The 19,284-nt window shown below is 68.5% G+C and carries 10 protein-coding genes; 5 read left to right on the forward strand and 5 right to left on the reverse strand.

Going from position 1 to position 19,284, the window contains the following annotated elements; all coding sequences use genetic code 11:
• The first annotated feature begins 151 nt into the window (after positions 1 to 151).
• The 5 genes from dnaE to ABD893_RS16435 all read left to right on the forward strand — a co-directional run bounded on the left by dnaE (position 152) and on the right by ABD893_RS16435 (position 13,108).
• Complete coding sequence (gene dnaE / locus ABD893_RS16415) at positions 152 to 3,724, forward strand: DNA polymerase III subunit alpha (protein ID WP_345082849.1); 3,573 nt, start codon at positions 152 to 154, stop codon at positions 3,722 to 3,724.
• A gap of 20 nt (positions 3,725 to 3,744) precedes the next feature.
• Positions 3,745 to 4,548 (forward strand): endonuclease/exonuclease/phosphatase family protein, encoded by an 804-nt coding sequence (locus ABD893_RS16420; RefSeq protein ID WP_345082852.1) that lies wholly within the window; start codon positions 3,745 to 3,747, stop codon positions 4,546 to 4,548.
• Between the two features lie 186 nt (positions 4,549 to 4,734).
• Positions 4,735 to 10,887 (forward strand): Ig-like domain-containing protein, encoded by a 6,153-nt coding sequence (locus ABD893_RS16425; protein ID WP_345082855.1) that lies wholly within the window; start codon positions 4,735 to 4,737, stop codon positions 10,885 to 10,887.
• Positions 10,888 to 10,928: 41 nt separating this feature from the next.
• A complete protein-coding gene (locus ABD893_RS16430; protein WP_345082858.1) occupies positions 10,929 to 12,170 on the forward strand; it encodes an acyl-CoA dehydrogenase family protein in 1,242 nt (413 codons plus the stop codon).
• Between the two features lie 8 nt (positions 12,171 to 12,178).
• On the forward strand, positions 12,179 to 13,108 hold the full coding sequence (locus ABD893_RS16435; protein WP_345082861.1) for an epimerase: 930 nt from the start codon (positions 12,179 to 12,181) through the stop codon (positions 13,106 to 13,108).
• Here the strand turns inward: ABD893_RS16435 and ABD893_RS16440 are convergent.
• The 5 genes from ABD893_RS16440 to ABD893_RS16460 form a co-directional block, all read right to left on the reverse strand.
• Positions 13,105 to 14,133, reverse strand: coding sequence for an ATP-dependent 6-phosphofructokinase (locus tag ABD893_RS16440; RefSeq protein ID WP_345082864.1), 1,029 nt, complete (start codon positions 14,131 to 14,133; stop codon positions 13,105 to 13,107). The two genes, ABD893_RS16435 and ABD893_RS16440, sit on opposite strands and share 4 nt — an antisense overlap.
• A gap of 261 nt (positions 14,134 to 14,394) precedes the next feature.
• Positions 14,395 to 15,987, reverse strand: coding sequence for a flotillin family protein (locus ABD893_RS16445; RefSeq protein ID WP_345082868.1), 1,593 nt, complete (start codon positions 15,985 to 15,987; stop codon positions 14,395 to 14,397).
• Between the two features lie 113 nt (positions 15,988 to 16,100).
• Positions 16,101 to 16,964, reverse strand: coding sequence for a carbohydrate ABC transporter permease (locus ABD893_RS16450; RefSeq protein WP_345082870.1), 864 nt, complete (start codon positions 16,962 to 16,964; stop codon positions 16,101 to 16,103).
• 7 nt (positions 16,965 to 16,971) lie between these two features.
• A complete protein-coding gene (locus ABD893_RS16455; RefSeq protein WP_345082873.1) occupies positions 16,972 to 17,892 on the reverse strand; it encodes a carbohydrate ABC transporter permease in 921 nt (306 codons plus the stop codon).
• Positions 17,892 to 19,232, reverse strand: coding sequence for an ABC transporter substrate-binding protein (locus ABD893_RS16460; protein WP_345082876.1), 1,341 nt, complete (start codon positions 19,230 to 19,232; stop codon positions 17,892 to 17,894). The genes ABD893_RS16455 and ABD893_RS16460 overlap by 1 nt, the downstream gene beginning before the upstream one ends.
• Positions 19,233 to 19,284: the final 52 nt, after the last annotated feature.

The raw sequence follows: 19,284 nt of genomic DNA on the forward strand, positions 1-19,284 counted from the left end.
CATGCGCCGCCACCGCCCGCAGGCCCGTGACTGCGTGCGCTCGGCCAGCCCGCCCAGGTGCCAGATCGGGAGACACGCCGTACGCGCCGGGTGACCTCTCCGACCTCCTCCTGGCCCCCTCGCTCGTGGGCTCCACGGCTACTCTGGGGGTATGGCTTCCGCGGACTCTGATGACTTCGTGCACCTGCATGTGCACACCGATTACTCCCTGCTGGACGGCGCTGCGAAGATCGACAAACTCGTCGCCGAGACGAAGCGTCAAGGGCAGAGCGCGGTGGCGATCACCGATCACGGCTACCTGTTCGGCGCCTACGAGTTCTACAAGGCCGCGACCGATGCCGGTGTGAAGCCGATCATCGGCGTCGAGGCGTATGTGACCCCGGGGACCAGCCGTCACGACCGCACCCGCCAGCAGTGGGGCACCAAGGAGCAGCAGGCCGCCGGCGATGATGTCTCGGCCCGCGGTGCCTACACCCACATGACCCTGCTGTCGAAGTCGACGCCGGGCATGCACAACCTCTTCCGGCTCGCCTCCGAGGCGTCGCTGGATGGCCAGATGGGCAAGTGGCCACGCATGGACCGCGAGATACTCTCGAAGTACTCCGAGGGCCTGATCGCGACCACCGGCTGCCCCTCCGGCGAGGTCCAGACCCGCCTGCGCCTGGGCCAGTTCGACGAGGCGGTCAAGGCCGCCGGCGAGTTCCAGGACATGTTCGGGAAGGACAGCTACTTCATCGAGCTGATGGACCACGGGCTGGACATCGAGAAGCGGGTCACCAAGGACCTGCTGGAGGTGGGCAAGGCGATCGGCGCCCCGCTGGTGGCCACCAACGACCTCCACTACGTCACCGAGGACGATGCGCAGATCCAGGATGTGCTCCTGTGCATCAACTCCGGATCGCGGCTGAACGACCCCAACCGCTTCAAGTTCGGCGGCTCCGGCTACTTCCTGAAGTCCGCGCGGCAGATGCGCGAGCTGTTCCGCGAGTTCCCCGAGGCGTGCGACAACACCCTCACCATCGCCGAGATGTGCGAGGTCGAGTTCCGCACCACCGACGAGGGCGCGAACTACATGCCGCACTTCCCCACCCCTCCCGGGGAGGACGAGGAGTCCTGGTTCGTCAAGGAGATCCAGCGGGGCCTGGAGTACCGCTATCCCTCCGGCATCCCCGACGAGGTCCAGCAGCGCGCCGACTACGAGGTCTCCGTCATCCTGCAGATGGGCTTCCCCGGCTACTTCCTGGTGGTCTCGGACTACATCAAGTGGGCCAAGGAACAGGGCATCCGCGTGGGCCCGGGCCGAGGCTCCGGCGCCGGCTCGATGGTCGCCTACGCGATGCGCATCACCGACCTCGACCCGCTCGAGCACGGACTGCTCTTCGAGCGGTTCCTGAACCCCGACCGCGTGTCGATGCCTGACTTCGACGTCGACTTCGATGATCGCCGCCGCGGCGAGGTCATCGAGTACGTCGAGCGGAAGTACGGCGATGACCGCATCGCCCAGGTCATCACCTACGGCGTGATGAAGACGAAGAACTCGCTCAAGGACGCCGCCCGCGTGCTCGACTATCCCTTCGCGATGGGCGACAAGCTCACCAAGTCCCTGCCGCCCACGGTGATGGGCAAGGACATCTCGGTCAACGGGATCTTCAACCCGGAGGACAAGCGCTACGCCGAGGCCGGGGAGTTCCGTCGCATGCACGACGAGGACCCCGACGTCCAGAAGGTCGTCGAGGTCGCCAGGGGCGTCGAGGGCCTGACGCGCGGCTGGGGCGTGCACGCCTGCGCCGTGATCATGTCCAGCCACCCGCTGAAGGACATCGTCCCCATGATGCGCCGCCCCTCGGACGGCCAGATCATCACCCAGTTCGAGTACCCCACGCTCGAGACCCTCGGCCTTCTGAAGATGGACTTCCTGGGGCTGCGGAACCTCACCGTGCTCTCCGACGCCGTCGCGAACATGGAGCGCAACGGCAAGGTCCCGCCGGATCTGGAGACTCTGCCCTTCGACGATCAGAAGACCTACGAGCTGCTGCAGAAGGGAGACACGCTCGGCGTGTTCCAGCTGGACGGCTCCGGCATGCGCACTCTGCTGCGCCAGATGAAGCCTGACCAGTTCGGGGACATCACCGCCGTCTCGGCGCTCTACCGCCCGGGCCCGATGGGCATGAACTCCCATACCAACTACGCGCTGCGCAAGAACGGGCTGCAGGAGATCACCCCGATCCACCCGGAGCTCGAGGAGCCGCTCTCAGAGATCCTCGGCGAGACCTACGGCGTGCTGGTCTACCAGGAGCAGGTCATGCAGACGGCGCAGAAGGTCGCCGGCTACTCGCTCGGTCAGGCCGACATCCTCCGCCGCGCCATGGGCAAGAAGAAGAAGTCGGAGCTGGACAAGCAGTTCGCCTCCTTCGAAGCCGGCATGCAGGACAACGGGTACTCCAAGGCCGCGGTGACGGCACTGTGGGAGACCCTCATGCCCTTCGCCGACTATGCCTTCAACAAGTCGCACTCCGCCGCCTACGGCGTGGTCTCCTACTGGACCGGCTACCTCAAGGCGAACCACCCCACCGAGTACATGGCCGCGCTGCTCACCTCCACCCAGGAGAACCGCGACCGGCTGGGCCTGTACCTGGGCGACTGCCGCCAGCGCGGCATCACCGTGCTCCCGCCCGATGTGAACGCCTCCGATCTGTACTTCTCCGCCGTCGGGGAGGACATCCGCTTCGGACTCTCGGCGATCCGCAACGTCGGCGCGCATGTGGTCGAGGAGATCATCAAGACCCGCCAGGAGAAGGGCGCCTTCACCTCCTTCACCGACTTCCTGGACAAGGTGCCGCTGTCGGTGTGCAACAAGCGCACCATCGAGTCGCTCATCAAGGGCGGCGCCTTCGACGAGCTCGGTGCGAACCGTCGCTCCCTGGTGCTGATCCACGAGGACGCCGTGGACTCCGTGGTCGATGTGAAGCGCAAGGAAGCCCAGGGCCAGTACGACCTGTTCGCCGACGTGTTCGGCGGCGGCGGAGGGGACGACGCCGATATGGCCACCGGCTCCGCCGCGACCATCACGATCCCGGACCTGCCGGAGTGGGACCGCAAGGAGAAGCTCGCCTTCGAACGGAACATGCTGGGCCTGTACGTCTCAGACCACCCGCTGTACGGGCTCGAGCACGTCATCGCCCAGAACTCCTCAACCTCGATCAGTGCGCTCGCCGATGACGGCGCGGTCGAGGACGGCGCCATGGTCACCATCGCGGGGCTCATCACGACCCTGCAGCGCAAGACCACCAAGAAGGGCGACATGTGGGCGATCGCCACCGTCGAGGACCTCGAGGGCTCGATCGACTGCCTGATGTTCCCCTCCACCTATATGACCGTCGCCGGGGAGCTCGCCGAGGACCTCATCGTCTCGATGAAGGGACGGGTGGACACCTCCAAGGGGATGCCGGAGCTGCGGGTGATGGAGATGTCCATCCCTGAGACCGGGGGAGGGGCCGACGGACCCGTGGTCATCGCCCTGCCGGCCACCCGCGCCACCGAGCGTGTGGTCAGCGAGCTGCGCGGGGTGCTGGAGGACAATCCCGGCGCCAGCGAGGTGCGGCTGCGCCTGCAGGAGCCCGGCCGGACCACCCTGATGCAGCTGGACAAGCGGCTCTCGGTGAACCCCTCCGCCGCGCTGTACGCCTCGCTGAAGACGCTGCTGGGACCCAGCTGCCTGCAGTGAGGCGAGGGGCAGGTGACGCGGTGAGCACGTGGCGGGTGGCGACCTACAACATCCGCCACGGGCTCGGCGACGACGGCCGAGTGGATCTTGCACGCACCGCCCGGGAGATCGCGGCGCTCGACGCGGACGTGATCGGCCTGCAGGAGGTGGACCAGCGATTCGGTCCCCGCTCCGGGCATGAGGACCAGGCGGCACGCCTCGGCGAGCTGCTGGGAATGCAGGTCTGCTTCGGTGCCGCCCTCGAACTCCCGCCCGCCACCGTGGGGACGCCGCACCGTCGCTACGGGCTCGCGCTCCTGACCCGCTACCAGATCCTCTCCCACGCCGTGCACCTGCTGGCCGCCCACCCGGGCTGCGAGCCACCGATGGAGACCCGCGGCGTGCTCCACGCGCGGGTCCGCGGGCCGGGGAACCAGGAGCTCGACGTCCTGGTGACCCACCTCGACAACGCCAGCCGCGCGCACCGCACCGCTCAGGTGCAGGGCATAGTGCGCCTCGCCGAGGATCTCGACGGGCCAGCGCTGCTGATGGGGGACATGAACGCCGACCCTTCCGCGTCTGAGCTGGCCGCGCTCGCCGCCACCGGCTGGAGAGACGTGGCCGTCCAGCAGAAGAGCTGGCGCTCGCCGGTGCGCGCGCGGCTCGATGCCGTCATGACGCGGCTGCGCAGGATGAGGCTCGCGACCCATCCTGCGCGTCTCCCCGTGCGGCGCATCGACTCGCTCTGGGCACGTGGCGAGATCGAGGCTGGCGCCGTCATCGTGGAGGCCCGAGGGTCCTCGGACCATCGGGCCGTGGTCGCGACGGTGAGCTTGCCCCGCTGAGTGGTGGGGGAGACCCGACGGGCAGCGAGGCGCGGTGCTGAGGAGCCGGCGCAGGTGCGTCGACGCCGAGCATGACGGTCAGCGCTGCTCCACCGGCACGAGCGGGCGATAGGATGTGACGGCCGCAGGCAGGCGTCCGGACGGGGGGCCGCCGGGGATGACCTGCGGCGGGGGAGGAATACCGCAGTGAGCGCCAGGGCCGCAGCCGCACGTCGACGCCGCATCACTGCTGCCTCGAGCGCGGTGATCACCCTGCTCGCCCTCGTGCTCACAGCCTTCGCGCTGCGCTATCCCGGACTGCAGTCCTCCGACATCGACGTCTCCAACGGCGGAGTCTGGATCACCAACAGCTCCGAGGGGGCCGTCGGCCGCTTGAACGTCGATGCCGAGGAGCTGGACGCCCGCCTCTCGCTGACCGGGGACGACCTTGACATCGTGCAGTCGGGATACGTCGTCCTCGCCGCCGGGGGCCGTGGTTACAGCGTCCTGAACACCGCCTCCGTGCTGCGGGGTGGCGTGGTCGAGCTGCCGCCGGATTCCGCCCTCGCACTCGGCGGGGACCGGGTCGCGATCGCCGCGGCAGACGGCAGGGTCTGGATCCTGACCCCGGAGCAGGCCGCCGCCTTCACCCCGAGCGGGGTCGAGCCCGTGCACGAGGCCGGGGGCTCCGCCATCCAGGTCACCGTCACCACCTCCGGCACCGTGTTCGTGCTCGATGGCGACCAGCTGCTCACCTTCCCGCGCAGTGTGGACACCGCGAAGCCCGAGACGCGGGATCCGGTCACCCTCAGCGGCATCTCCACGAAGGAGGGCTCGGTCGCCCTCACCGCGGTCGGAGAGCAGCCGGTGGTGCTGGACCGGGAGCAGAGGCTGCTGCACCTCGGCACCCCGGCGCGCACCGTCGACCTCACTTCCAGCGGAGTCACCGACGCGAGCGGCGTCGCCCTCCAGCAACCCGGCGAGGACTCCGACCAGGTGCTGCTCGCGACCACGGACTCGCTGCTCCAGGTCCCGCTGGACGGCGGCACGCCCGTCGCGCATCCTGCGGGCGGGACCGGCACCCCGGCCGCTCCCGCACAGGTCGGCGGCTGCGCTTACGGCGCCTGGAACGGCTCGCTGCGCTATCTCCGCCTCTGCGAGGGGGCGGAGCCGGTCTCGGAGGTGGTGCCGGAGGCGACGGCCTCCGCCGAGCTGGTGCTGCGGGTCAACCGCGACCTGGTGGTCCTCAACGATCACATCGGCGGTCTCTCCTGGATGATCCGGGATGACATGACCATGGTCGATGACTGGGTGATCACGCAGGACATCCAGCAGAACGACGAAGAGAAGGAGATCGAGACCGTCACCTCCACCATCACCGACGTCGAAGCGGACCGCGACCAGGAGAACCGCCCTCCGACCGCCAATGACGACGACTACGGGGTGCGCCCCGGGGCGAACGTGGTGCTGCCGGTGACCCGCAACGACACCGACCCCGATGGCGACGTGCTGCTCGCTGAGCTCAGCGGCGAACAGCCCGGCATCGGTGCCGTCACCCCCATCCGCGGTGGCACGCAGCTCCAGATCGCGGTCGACGACTCCGCGAGCGGTACCTCCAGCTTCACCTACCAGGTGGAGGACGGCCGCGGCGGCACGGACACTGCGACCGTCACCCTCACGGTGCACACGCCGTCGCAGAACACCGCCCCGGTTCCCGCCGATCAGGTCATCCCCCGAGTGCAGGTGCTCTCGGGCAGCACCGTCACGTTGAACGTGCTGCCGTACTGGGAGGATCAGGAGGGCGATGCCTTCTATCTCGCCGATGCCAGCATCGCCCCGGAGGATCTTGTCAGCTTCCGCGCCGACGGCACCGTCACGATCGACGATGCCGGACTGGTGGTCGGAGCCAAGCAGGTCACCCTCACCTTCCGTGATGAGCACGGCATGACCTCTGAGGACGTCCTCGAGGTGGAGGCGGTGACCGATCCGGAGCTCGCACCGATCACCACCACGGATCATGTGCAGGTCGTCGCCGGCCGGTCGGCGACCTTCGCGCCCTTGGCCAATGACATCAATCCCGCCGGCGGCTCGCTCGAGCTCACCCACGTCGACGAGGTCGAGGGGCTCGAGACCGATGCGGATCTTGTCACCGGTTCCGTGAGCGTCAGCGGGGCCGAGGGGACCTACTACGCCGGCTACACGGTCTCCGCTCCAGCGGCCAGCTCGCGTGGTCTGATCCGGATCGACGTGGTCCCCCCGGGCCGCGATGCGATGCTGCCGATCGCCGTGGATGACATGGGGCTGGTCACCACCGGTGGCGACTCTCTGCTGGATCCGCTGGAGAACGACGTGGACCCGACCGGCGGGGTGCTCGTGCTGGGCTCGGTGACAGTTCCCGAAGGCAGCGGGCTGAAGGCGACCGTGGTGGGCCACCACCTGGTACGGGTCGAGGCATCCCCCGGGGCGGAGGTTACCGAGGAGCCGGTGCCGCTGACCTACGAGGTCGCCAATTCGACCGGCAGCTCCACCGGCACCCTCCGCGTGATGCTCGCCCGCACCGACACCCAGTTCGCCAACCCCGTCGGCGCCCCGGACGAGGCCGTGGTGCGTGCCGGCGACATGGTCCTGGTCGACGTGCTCGACAACGACCTCTCTCCCACGAACTCGGACCTGCACCTCGGCGATCTCACCGGGACTGAGGGTTCCGAGAGTCTCGGCCATGCCGAGCCCCACGACCAGCAGATCCGATTCTCCGCGGCCCCCGACGCGAGCGGCGAGGCGACCCTCACCTATGAGGTGGTGGACGATACCGGGCGCAGTGGTGCGGCCCGGCTGACCGTGCGGATCGTCCCCGCCGATGCCTCCAATGCTCCGCCCCGCCCGAAGAACCTGGTCGCCCGAGCCGTGGCGGGTGCCCCGGTGCGGATCCTGGTCTCCACCACCGACATCGACCCCGACGGCGACTCGGTGATGCTGATGGGCGTCTCGGCGCCCGCCCCCGAGCTCGGCGAGGTCACCAGCGCCACCGGCCAATGGATCGAATATGTGCCCTTCGAGGGATCGGTGGGCACCGACCGCTTCCGCTACCAGGTCATGGACCGCTTCGGTGCCGTGGGCACCGCCGAGGTGCTCGTCGGCATCGCCGCCCCGTCGGCGCAGAACCAGCCGCCGTACGCGGTGGATGATGTGATCGATGTCCGGCCCGAGCGCGAGGTCCAGGTCCCCGTGCTCGAGAACGACTCCGATCCCGAGGGGGACACCCTGGCGCTGGTGCATGAGGCTGTCATCTCCACCACCGGCCTCGAGGTGGTCCCACCGGCTGAGGGGGAGCGCATTGACCAGCTCACGGTGGTGACGCCTGCCGAGGCAGGGACCCACCCGGTGCTCTACGAGATCTCTGATGGGCAGCTCAGCAGCGCCGCCGCCCTCACCGTGAAGGTGGATCCGAATGCGCCGCTGCGGGCACCGGTCGCGACCGATGATTTCGTGGACCCCGGAGACGTCCTGGACCCGGCGATGAGCGAGATCAAGGTCGACCTGCTGGCGAACGACCGCGATCCGGACGGCAGCGTCAACGACCTCGAGGTCGAGCTGGTCGGCGGCGACGGCAGCGAGGGTGGCCAGGACGCTGTGGTGAACGAGTCAGGAGTCCTGACCCTGGTGCCCACCGCGGAGCAGCAGCGGCTGCGCTACACCATCACCGACGTCGACGGGCAGTCCTCCACCGGCTATGTCTGGGTGCCCGGCACCGCGATGATCGCCCCGGTGTGGGCCGGCGGCACCCTCGAGGTGGTCGCGGGCAGCGAGCTCAGCATCGATCTGAGCGACCCCCTGCTGGTGAGGGTGCGCCCCGGTGCAGCCGGCGCACAGATCCTCGACCCGGCCACGGTCAGCGCAGAGCACACCGATGGAAGCCAGCTCGTCGCGGACCAGAGCACCCTGCTCTACCGGCCCGCCGCGGACTACGCTGGTCGAGATTCGATCTCCCTCGAAGTCTCCGACGGGCAGGCCGGCGACGCCACCGCCGCGACCGGCCAGCTGGTGATCCCCATCGACGTGCTGCCGGGGGACACGAACCTCCCACCCACCTTCCGCGGCGCATCGCTCGAGCTCGAGCAGGGCGGGTCCGCGACCACCTTCGACCTGACCACCGCCGCTGAGGACCCGGACGGGGACGACCTCCAGTTCGCGCTCGGCGAGGCAGAGCTTCCCACCGGGGTGAGCGTCGATGTCGACGGGAGCACCCTCACCGCCAGCGCCTCAGCAGAGGCGGTGCGCGGAGACATCGCCGAGTTTTCGGTCACGGTGACCGATGGCAGCACCGACCCGGTGCCTGCTGTCTTCCAGGTCCTCGTCGGCGGGAGCAAGCGGCCGCTGCCCGCCGCCGTGCTCGACAACGCAGAGATCGACGCCGGCAGCACAGCCTCCCTGCCGGTGCTGGCCAATGACTCCAATCCCTTCCCCAGTGATCCGCTCAGCCTGGTCTCGGCGCAGCTGATCAACGGAGAGGGGGCGGTCGACGTCAGCGGCGAGGAGGTGGTGATCACCCCGGACGCAGACTTCTCCGGAGTGCTCAGTGCGTCCTACACCGTGGAGGACACGACCGGGGACCCGGAGCGTCGGGTCAGCGGTGAGATCCTCGCGACCGTGCGCGGCAAGCCTGCCGCACCGTCGGTCCCACGGATCGGCCAGGTCGGGGACGGGAGCGTCGAACTGGTGTTCACCGCTGGGGATGACAACGGCGCCCCGATCACCGGGTACACCGTCACCTCGGCTACCGGCCCGGCGGTGACCCAGGAGTGCCCCTCGACCTCCTGCACCCTGACCGGCCTTGCCAACGGCAGCGAATACACCTTCCAGGTCACCGCGCACAACGAGGTCGGGGACTCACCGATCTCGGCGCCCTCGGCCCCGGCCACCCCGGACGTGCGGCCGGAGACGCCCGCAGCGCCCGCCGTCACCCGCGGCGATGGTGCGCTCACGGTGGACTGGCGTGCACCGGAGAACAAGGGCTCCGCCCTCCAGGAGTACACGCTCCAGAAGCAGGTCAGCAAGAGCGGGGAGCTCAAGGAACGCACCGTGGAGGCTGCGACTACGCAGGTGCTCTGGGAGCCTCTGCGCAACGGAGAGGTCCACCGCTTCCGGGTGCGTGCCAGCAACCTCTCCGAGGAGCCCTCGGACTGGTCCGCCTGGTCATCCCCGGAGCACCCGGCGGGTGTGCCCAAGCAGCTGCCGGGGAAGGTCACCGCCGAACGGATCAACGATCCGCTGGGCGGAGGGATCAAGGTCAGCTGGCCCGCGGCGGATGACGACACCGCCAACGGCGAGGATGTCACCTCCTATATCGTCACCGGCTCGGACGGGACCAGCGAGAACGCGGACGCAGATGCCACCTCGCACACCTTCCGCGGCCTGGATCCCAACAGCGGCTTCAGCTTCACCGTGACCGCCGTGAACTCGGTGGGCCGCGGTGCGGTCTCCGCCTCCTCGAACGAGGTGGTGCCCTTCGCGGTGCCCGAGGCCCCCACCCAGGTCACCGCGACCCTGCCCAGCGAGGGGGAGGGGGAGGGGCCGAACGGCACCGCCGCGGTGTCCTGGAAATACGCCGAGGACAACGGGACCCCGATCAAGGAGTACGTGATCCGCTGGGACGGTGGCTCGAAGACGGTCGACGGTGGGATCGAGGCGGTGCTGATCAGTGGTCTGGACAACGGCACCGCATATCGCTTCACCGTGCAGGCCCGCAACCGCTTCACGGGCGGGGAGAGCGCACCTTCCGCCCCGTCGGCTTCCGTCACCCCGTACACCAGGCCCGGCGCGCCGGTCATCAGATCCGACGACTCCGGATTCATCTGCCATTCGCCGGGGAACTGCCGGATCGCGGTCTACTTCACCAGACCGGTGGATTCCGGAGGCGTCCCGTTCAAGCACGTCGTCGTCGAGCCGAAGAACCTGTCCTGCAATCGGACAGTGGTGAGCTCATCGAACATGAACACCACCTGCGAACCCGCCGAAGCGACCACCTACACCGTCACGGCCTATTCGGTGAACGAGAAGGGCCTGAGGAGCGAGAGCAGCTCCCACACCTTCACCACCCCCGCCTGGGGCGATGTCCCGTACGAACCGATCAGCATCGGGATCGAGAAAGGCGCCCCCTTCCAGACCGGGGACAGGATCACGCCTCAGCCCACGGACTTCGGGGCAGTCGACTACGAATGGCGCAGCACCGAGAAGTACGCCTGGACCTCGACCGGAGGCACCGGTGCCTTCACGCTGCCCTACGATCCCACGGGTGAGGTGCAGTTCTTCATCCGGGGAGTGGACGCGGAGGGGAAGTACAGCGCGCTCGCCGTCGTCTGACGGGGCAGACGCACTCAGCGCGGGTGCTCTAGCGTGGGGTCATGAACGCCTCCGAGATCCCCGACGCCGCAGACCCCGCTCTCGCCTCCGACACCTTCCTGCCGGACGCGCTGCTGGGCACCTTGCGCGAACGCGCGGTGACCCATGACCGGGAGAACACCTTCCCCGAGGACGACCTCGCGGATCTACGGGCCCGGGGCTACCTTCGCCTGCTGGTGCCCACCGAGCTCGGCGGGCTCGGTGCCTCCCTGCTGCAGGCCTCACGGATCCAGCGCCGCCTGGCCCAGGCGGCACCGGCCACGGCCCTGTCGATGAACATGCATCTCGTGGTCACCGGTGCGGCGCTGCATGCTCATCAGCTCGGCGTGGAGTCCGTGCGCACCATCCTCGAGGACGCTGCTGCGGAGAAGCTGTTCGCCTTCGGGATCTCCGAGCCCGGCAACGACGCGATGCTCTTCGACTCCTCCACCTTCGCCGAGCAGCAGCCGGGCGGCGGCTTCCACCTCACCGGCACCAAGATCTTCACCTCCCTCGCCCCGGTCTGGGAACGGCTGGTGGTGCATGGCCGCATCGCCGAGGCCCCCGAAGCAGATCCGCAGCTCGTCTTCGGAGTGATCGAGCGCAGCGAGGCGGTCCAGGTGCTCGATGACTGGGACACCCACGGCATGCGCGCTTCCCAGTCCCGCACCACCGAGCTCCATGCGGTACCGCTTGCGCCGGACCGGGTGCTGACCACCACCCCCGTCGGCCCGAACCCGGACCCCTTCGTGAGGGGGATCTTCGGTGCCTTCGAGCTGCTGATCGCCTCGGTGTACACCGGCATCGCCGAACGCGCGATCACCGTGGGCGCCCAGATCGCGACCACCCGCCGCAACGCCACCAAGGGCATCGTCCACGCCGATGACCCCGACATCCGCTGGCGCCTGGCCGACGCTGCGATCGGCGTGGACGGCGTGATCCTGCAGATCGAGAAGGTGATGGCAGATCTCGATGCCCTGGGAACGGGGCAGCAGGGCCCGGGACTCACCGACCACGGCCCGCGCTGGTTCCTGCATTTCTCTGGCGTGAAATCCCGCGCCACCGAGACGGCGATCCGGGCAGTGGACCAGGTGCTGAGGGCCAGCGGCGGGGCGCAGTACTTCCGCCGCAACGAGCTCGAGCGCCTCTCCCGTGACGTGCGGGCCGGCATGTACCACCCCTCCGACGAGGAATCCGTGCACGCCTCCTACGCGAAATCCCTGCTGGGCGAGATCGGCGCTGACCGCTCGTCCCAGCAGAACTGAGCGGCACGATGCGCATCGTCATCGCCGGCGGTTCCGGCACTCTGGGCCGCGCGCTGAGCACGACGCTCGTGAAGCGTGGCCACGACGTGGTGATCCTGACCCGTTCGCCGCGCCCAGGTCCACCTGATCAGCATCGCGGGGTGCGTGATGTGCTCTGGGACGCACGGACCGTGGGCCCGTGGAAGAGCGAGCTGGATGCGCCGGGAACCGCGGTGGTCAATCTGGCGGGCAGGCTCGTGGACGCCCGGCCCACGCCGGAGAACATCGCCGACCTCACCCGCTCCCGGGTCGAGGCGACCATCGCGCTGGTCGAGGCCTCCCGTCAGCTCGAACACCCACTGGAGCACTGGGTCCAGGCCTCCACGACAGCGATCTGGTCCGATGCCGGCGAGCAGCGACTGGACGAGACGAGCACTGTGCCTGTCGGCCTGCCGCAGATGACCGGAGTCGCGGAGCGGTGGGAGCACGCTCTGGACGGCGCGCGCTGCGATCACCAGGTGGTGCTGCGCACCGGCATCGTGCTGGAGGCAGGGACCCCGGCTCTCGATCGACTGCTGCTGCTGGCCCGCTGGGGCCTCGGCGGGGCGGTGGGTACCGGACGGCAATGGGTGAGCTGGATCCACGTCGAGGACTGGGTGCGGATCGTGCTCGCGTCACTCGGACTCGAACAGCCGGGGCTGCCCGCCGGGATCGTCATCGCCTCTGCCCCGCACCCGGTGCAGAACGCCGAGCTGATGCGCACCCTGCGCCGAGCCGTCGGCCGGCCGTTCGGCCTCCCCACCCCGGCGCCGCTGCTGCGGCTGGGCGCGGCGCTGCTGCGCACCGACCCCGCACTGGGGCTCACCGGACGCCACGCCACGTCGCGCGTGCTGGACGACGTCGGCTTCCAGTTCCGGTACCCCCACCTCGAGGATGCTGTGGCGGCGCTCCTGCGCTAGCCGAACAGCACCTCGGCTTCGCGCCAGCGGGGCTCCGGCACCCGCTTGACGCTGTCGATCGCCTCGGTGAGCGGGACGTTCACGATCTCGGTGCCGCGCAGCGCGACCATCCGACCGAAGCCGCCCTCGTGGACCAGATCCACGGCAGCGGTGCCGAGCCGGGTGGCGAGCACCCGGTCATAGCCGGTCGGCTCGCCGCCGCGCTGGATATGGCCCAGCACTGTGGCTCGGGACTCGATGCCGAGCCGCTCTTCGATCAGCGGGGCCAGCACCTCGGCCACCCCGCCGAAGCGCGGCCGCCCGAACTCGTCGAGGTCGTATTTCATGAAGTCCTCAGGGGCATCCCGGGGGACGAATCCCTCCGCGACCACCACCAGCGGGGCTCGGCCACGGTCGAAGGCTGACTTCACATGCGCGCAGATCTCGTCGAGGGACAGGGGGAACTCCGGCAGGCAGATCACGTGCGCTCCCGCGGCCATCCCCGAGTGCAGGGCGATCCAGCCCACGCTGCGCCCCATCACCTCGGCGACCATGCAGCGATGGTGGGAGTCCCCGGTCACGCGCAGCCGGTCCAACGACTCGGTGGCGATCTCCACCGCCGTGTTGAAGCCGAAGGTGTAGTCGGTCGCGTCGAGGTCGTTGTCGACGGTCTTCGGCACCCCGACCACCGGGATGCCTGCCTCGAAGAGCCGGTTCGCGGTGAACAGGGTGCCATCGCCGCCGATCGCGATGATCGCGTCCATGTCATTCTCGTCCAGATGGCGGCGCACGAGCTCGGCGCCGTCCTCGCCGTCGGCGAAGGGGTTGGAACGCGAGGTCCCCAGGATGGTCCCGCCGATGCGCCCGATGCCGCGCACCCGCCGGCGGGGGAGCGTCATCCACTCGTTCTCGATCACGCCCCGCCAGCCGTCCTTGAACCCGATGAACTCGTCCTCGAAGTACTTGTCGCCCTTGATCACCGCGCCGCGGATGACGGCGTTCAGGCCGGGGCAGTCGCCGCCGGAGGTCAGGATTCCGATTTTCATGGGGGAGGGCCTCTTCTTGACTCGCGTGGGGCGGCGAACGGTGCGTACCGTCTCGCCAGATGGCTCCACCCTAGAGCTCCTCGAGGCGGCAGAGGAAGGACTACCGGCCTGCTGAGACCCCGGGAAACCTGCTGGTGAACAGCAGGTTGCGGAGCAGGGAGCTTCCCGGACAGCTAAGCGCCCGGAGCTGCCCGGACAGCAGAGCGCCCCGACCCCTCCGCGTGGAGGGACCGGGGCGCTCAGGAGAATCGCTCCGACGAATCAGGCCTTGCTGTCGGAGCCGGCGTCGGCGTCAGAGCCGGAGCCGGACTCAGCGTCGGTGCCAGCAGCGGCCGACGGGACGGTGCGCGAGGCGCCCTCCGTGTGCTCAGCCTGCTCACGCACCACGCGACCGCCGTCGGCGGCGCGCTTGAGGGTGTCCTGGAAGTCGACCCCGGTGGTGGACTTGACCATGTCGAGCACCTGGGCGAGGCCCACCGAGATGTTCTGTCCGATCTTCGCCTCGCCGTCGGTGGAGAACACCGACAGGTTGGAGATGTTCGAGTACGGGGCTGCCAGCTCGTTCGCGACGGCAGGCAGGACCTCGAGCACCTGGTTGAGCACCGCGGCGTCGTTGAACTGCTTGTAGGCCTCGGCGCGAGCACGAGTGGTCTCCGCCTCGGCGTCGCCCTTGGCGCGGATTGCCGCACCCTCGGCCTCGCCCTTGGCACGCAGGGCGTCGGCCTCTGCCTGGCCTTCGAGCCGAACAGCCTCGGCGTCCTTGGAGCGACGCTGCAGCTCGACCTCGGCCTCGGCGCGGCCGCGGGCCTCGATGGCGTGGGCTTCGGCGTCCGCGGTGACCTTGCGGGACTCGGCGCGGTTGCGCTCGTCGGTCAGCTGGGCCTCCGACTCGGCGATGCGCGTGTACTTCTTGGAGTCCGCATCCTGCTGCTCGGCGTAGCGCTTGGCCTCGGCCGGCTTGTGAACCTCGGCGACCAGCTGCTTCTCGCGCAGGTCGTTGTTGCGGACCGCGATCATCTCTTCCTGCTCGATGATCCGCTGCTGCTGGGCAGCACGGGCGAGCGGACCGGACGCATCGGCGACGGCCTGCCGAGCGTCGGTCTCCTCCTTGATCTCCGCATTGCGGAGGTCGAAGGCCTGCTTGGACTCGGCCTCCTGCTGGAGGTTGAGGTTGCTGGCCTGGGTCGACTCGCGGTTCGCGTCCGATTCGGCGATCGCGGCACGCTTGGCGACCAGTGCTGCCTCCGGGCGTCCCCAGTCCCGCAGGTAGGAGCCGTCATCCTCGATGGCGGAGATCTGGAAGGTGTCGATGACCAGACCCTGGTTGTTCATCGAATGCTCGGACTCGGCCTGCACCTGGGAGGCGAAGGACGCACGGTCACGGATGATCTGCTCGACGCTCAGGGTGCCGACCACAGCGCGCAGGGTGCCGGAGAGGATCTCCTGGGTGTAGTGGTCGATCTGCTGCTGCTGGTCGAGGAAGCGCTGCGAAGCCTTGCGGACGTCGTCGATGTTGCCACCGACCTTGACCTGCGCCACCCCGCGCAGGCGCAGGAAGATGCCGTTCATCGAGTAGCCGTCGACCTCGACCGGGATCTGGCGCGAGCTCAGGCTCAGCACGAAGGCACGGTCGAAGATCGGGCGCACGATCGCGCGGCCGCCGATGATCACCCGAGCACTGCCGGATTCGAGATCGATGTCGCCGGTGGGGCTGGTCTTCGCGTTGCGGCCGGTGATGATCAGCGCCTCGTTGGGCGCCGCGATCCGGTAGCTGCGTATCAGGATGATCAGTGCGATCAGCAGGACGACCGCCACGACGACGATGACGCCGACGACGGGTACGAACAGTTCCATGAGTCCCCCTCAGGTAAGTACAGGCTTGCCGCGAGCATTCTTCCATTGAAACCGTGTTCCCGCAGGCACGTCTCGGGAGCGGAGATGCTCTCGTGATCTCCGCACCCGGGAGGTCATTTCATGCCGGAGGCGGCGATCCCCTGGACGATCTGCTTCTGGAAGACTAGGAAGCAGATCAGCACGGGAATCATCGAGACCACCGAGATTGCGAGCACCAGGTTGAAGGGCACGACCTCCTGACTGGCGAATCGTTGCAGCGCCACCGGCAGGGTGCGGGTGGCCTCATTGGTGACCACCAGGGGCCACAGGAAGTCGTTCCACCGCCACAGCACCGAGAAGATCGCCAGTACCGCGAGGGCCGGCTTGCACAGCGGCAGCACCACCCGCCAGAAGATCCCGAACTCGCGTGCTCCGTCCACCCTGGCAGAGTCGATGAGCTCGTCGGGGATCGTGAGCATGTACTGGCGCAGCAGGAACACTCCGGTGGGGGTGGCGATGGCTGGCAGGATCACGCCCCACAGCGAGTTCGTCAGTCCCAGAGACGCGGTCACCTGGTAGACGGGGATGAGGATGACCTGCAGGGGCACCATGATCGTCGCGAGCGTGACCAGGAACAGCAGGTCCCGGCCTCGGAAGTTGTATCGCGAGAGCGCGTAGGCGGCCATCGAGTTGACCGCGAGGGTCAGGATGGTCGTGACGACCACCACGATCACGCTGTTGGTGAGATACCGCAGCATGTCGAAGCCGGTGAGCGCCTCGACGTAGTTCTCCGGATGCCACTGCTGTGGCAGCAGCGTGGGCGGGCGCTGGGCGAGCTCCGAGGGGCTCTTGAAGGAGCCGAGCACCGTCCACAGCAGCGGGATCAGCACCAGCAGCGCGAGCGCGGTGAGATTGACGGTGCGCACCACGTCTCGGGGACGCACCCGGGTACGGGAGGTCGAGGTCCAGGTGGTGGGTTTGGCAGAGGTTGTGTTCATGATCGGATCACACCGCTTCCGCGCGTCGGCCCAGCAACCAGTTGAGCACCGTGAAGCCCATGACCACCGCGAACAGCACCACGGAGCCGGCTGCCGCCATCCCGTACTGCATCTGGGGGCCGAAGGCGTTGTCGTAGACGTACTGCACCAGCAGGGTCGTGGCGCCCACCGGCCCGCCGCCGGTGAGGTTGTAGATGACGTCGAAGGCCTGGAAGCCGTGGATCGTGGACAGGATCAGCACCACCATCGTGGTCGGGGCCAGCATCGGCCAGGTGATGTGCTGGAACTGGCGTGTCGGGCTGGCGCCGTCCAGGCTCGCGGCCTCGTAGAGGTTGGGGTCGATCGACTGCAGACCCGCCAGCAGAATCATCGTGTAGAAGCCGACGTTGACCCACAGGCTCACGGCGACCACGCTCAGCAGCGCGAGGTTCGGATCGACCAGCCATGGGACCTGCCCGATGCCGATCGCCTCGAGGGCGGCGTTGACCAGGCCGCCGTTCCGCTCCAGCAGCCATCGCCAGACGATGCCCACCACCACCGGGCTCAGCAGCACTGGCAGGAAGAACACCGAACGGAAGAAGGACTTGCCGATCTTCTGAGCGTTGAGCTGCACCGAGAGCAGCACGGAGATGATCACCGAGAGCCCCACGAAGGCGATCACGAAGAGGATCGTGTTGAACATCGCCTGGAAGAAGTCGTCGTCCGCGAAGATCCGCTCGTAGTTGCCCAGGCCCGCCCATTCGAAAGTGCGGCCGTTGCGGGAGCTGTACAGCGAGATGTTCAGACCGCTGAAGGCGGGATAGATCGTGAACAGGCCGAAGATGACCATGTTCGGCAGCAGGAACAGATAGGGAGCCGCCCGCAGCGACCACGGCACCCGCCGGCGCCGGGGGCTCCGGACGGGCGCGGGTGCCGTGGTCACGGACATCAGGCCTGCTCCACGATCGAGTCGATCGAGGTGCGCAGATCCTCCATCGCGGTGGCGAGATCCTTGTTCCCAGCGATGACCTCGGCGAACTCAGAGATGAACTCCTGCGCCGCGGCATCGAAGTTCGGGTCATAGCAGGCGGCGTAGGCCTCGGCCGGGGTCTCGCCGAGGTCGGTGACGAACACTCCCATCTCCTCGTTGCGCACCGGATACTCGACCCCGGACTCGGTGAGATCGGCGCGGGTGGGCATGAACGCCGAGGCGGTGATGAACGCTTCCTGCGACTCAGTCGAGTTCATGAACTGCAGGAACGTCGCAGCCAGCTGGTTCTCCGGGCCGGCGGTGAAACCGACCATGAATTTTCCTCCGGGGAACCCGCCGCCGGCGACCTGGGTGGGGTTGGGCATAGTCGCCCAGCCGAACTCCGCATTCGCGTCGAACTGGGCGACCTGCCAGTTGCCCGAGAGGTAGACCGGGGTCTGCTGGGCCAGGAACACCTCGTTGGCGCCCTGGTACTTGGCCCCCGAGTCGAGCCAGAAGTCGGCGGGGGAGGTCCCGGCCTCGATCATGTCCACCAGCGGCTGCAGAGCGGTGGCCGCCGCAGCCGGGTCCAGCGAGCTGGTGCCGTCCTGGACCAGGTAGGTGCCGCCCTGGGACAGGAGCGTGGACAGCCGGTGTCCGGACTTGTCCATCGCGAAGGCGAACTCGGTGCCGGTGGCCTCCTGCACCTGGGTGGCAAGGTCGACCATCTCCTCCCAGGTCCAGGCCTCCGGCAGGGCGACGCCGGCCTGCTCGAACAGGTCCGTGTTCACGAAGGGGCCGTTCTGGGTGAGGTCCGAGGCGATGGCCTGGATCTTGCCATCGGCGTCGGTCATCCCCACCTGGACCCCCTCGGTGAACTCCGAGAGGTAGTCCGCGCCGAGGTAGTCGTCCAGCAGCAGCAGATCGCCGGCGAAGGGTGCTGTGGCGGCGACGCGGGCGACATCCGGGGCCTGATCGCCGGAGAGGCGGGCCTGCAGGGTGGTGGTGATGTCGGAGAAGGGCACGATCTCGAGCTCGACGGTGACGTCGTACTCCGTCTCGAACTGTGCAATCAGGTCACGGGTCGCCTGCTCGTCGGGCCCGTCGGTGAAGTAGAGATAGCTGAGAGTCTTGCCGGCGAACTCGGCGGTGTCCTGCTCCGCGACCGGAGCGGCGTCCTCGGCTCCGCCGCCACTGCCGCCGGAGCCGCCGGGATTGCAGGCGGCCAAGGCAGTTGCGGCGAGCGCGGCAGTGCCGCCGAGCGCGACGGTTCGACGGGTGGGGGTGAAGTTCGTACGGGAGACAGAGTGGCGTGACATGCGCGGTCCTCCTTGACAGCGACGACATTCCCTCCCACATCGGAGGGGCGGC

It is taken from the genome of Brachybacterium paraconglomeratum (assembly GCF_039541415.1).
In the GTDB taxonomy this organism is placed as follows: Bacteria; Actinomycetota; Actinomycetes; order Actinomycetales; family Dermabacteraceae; genus Brachybacterium; species Brachybacterium paraconglomeratum_A.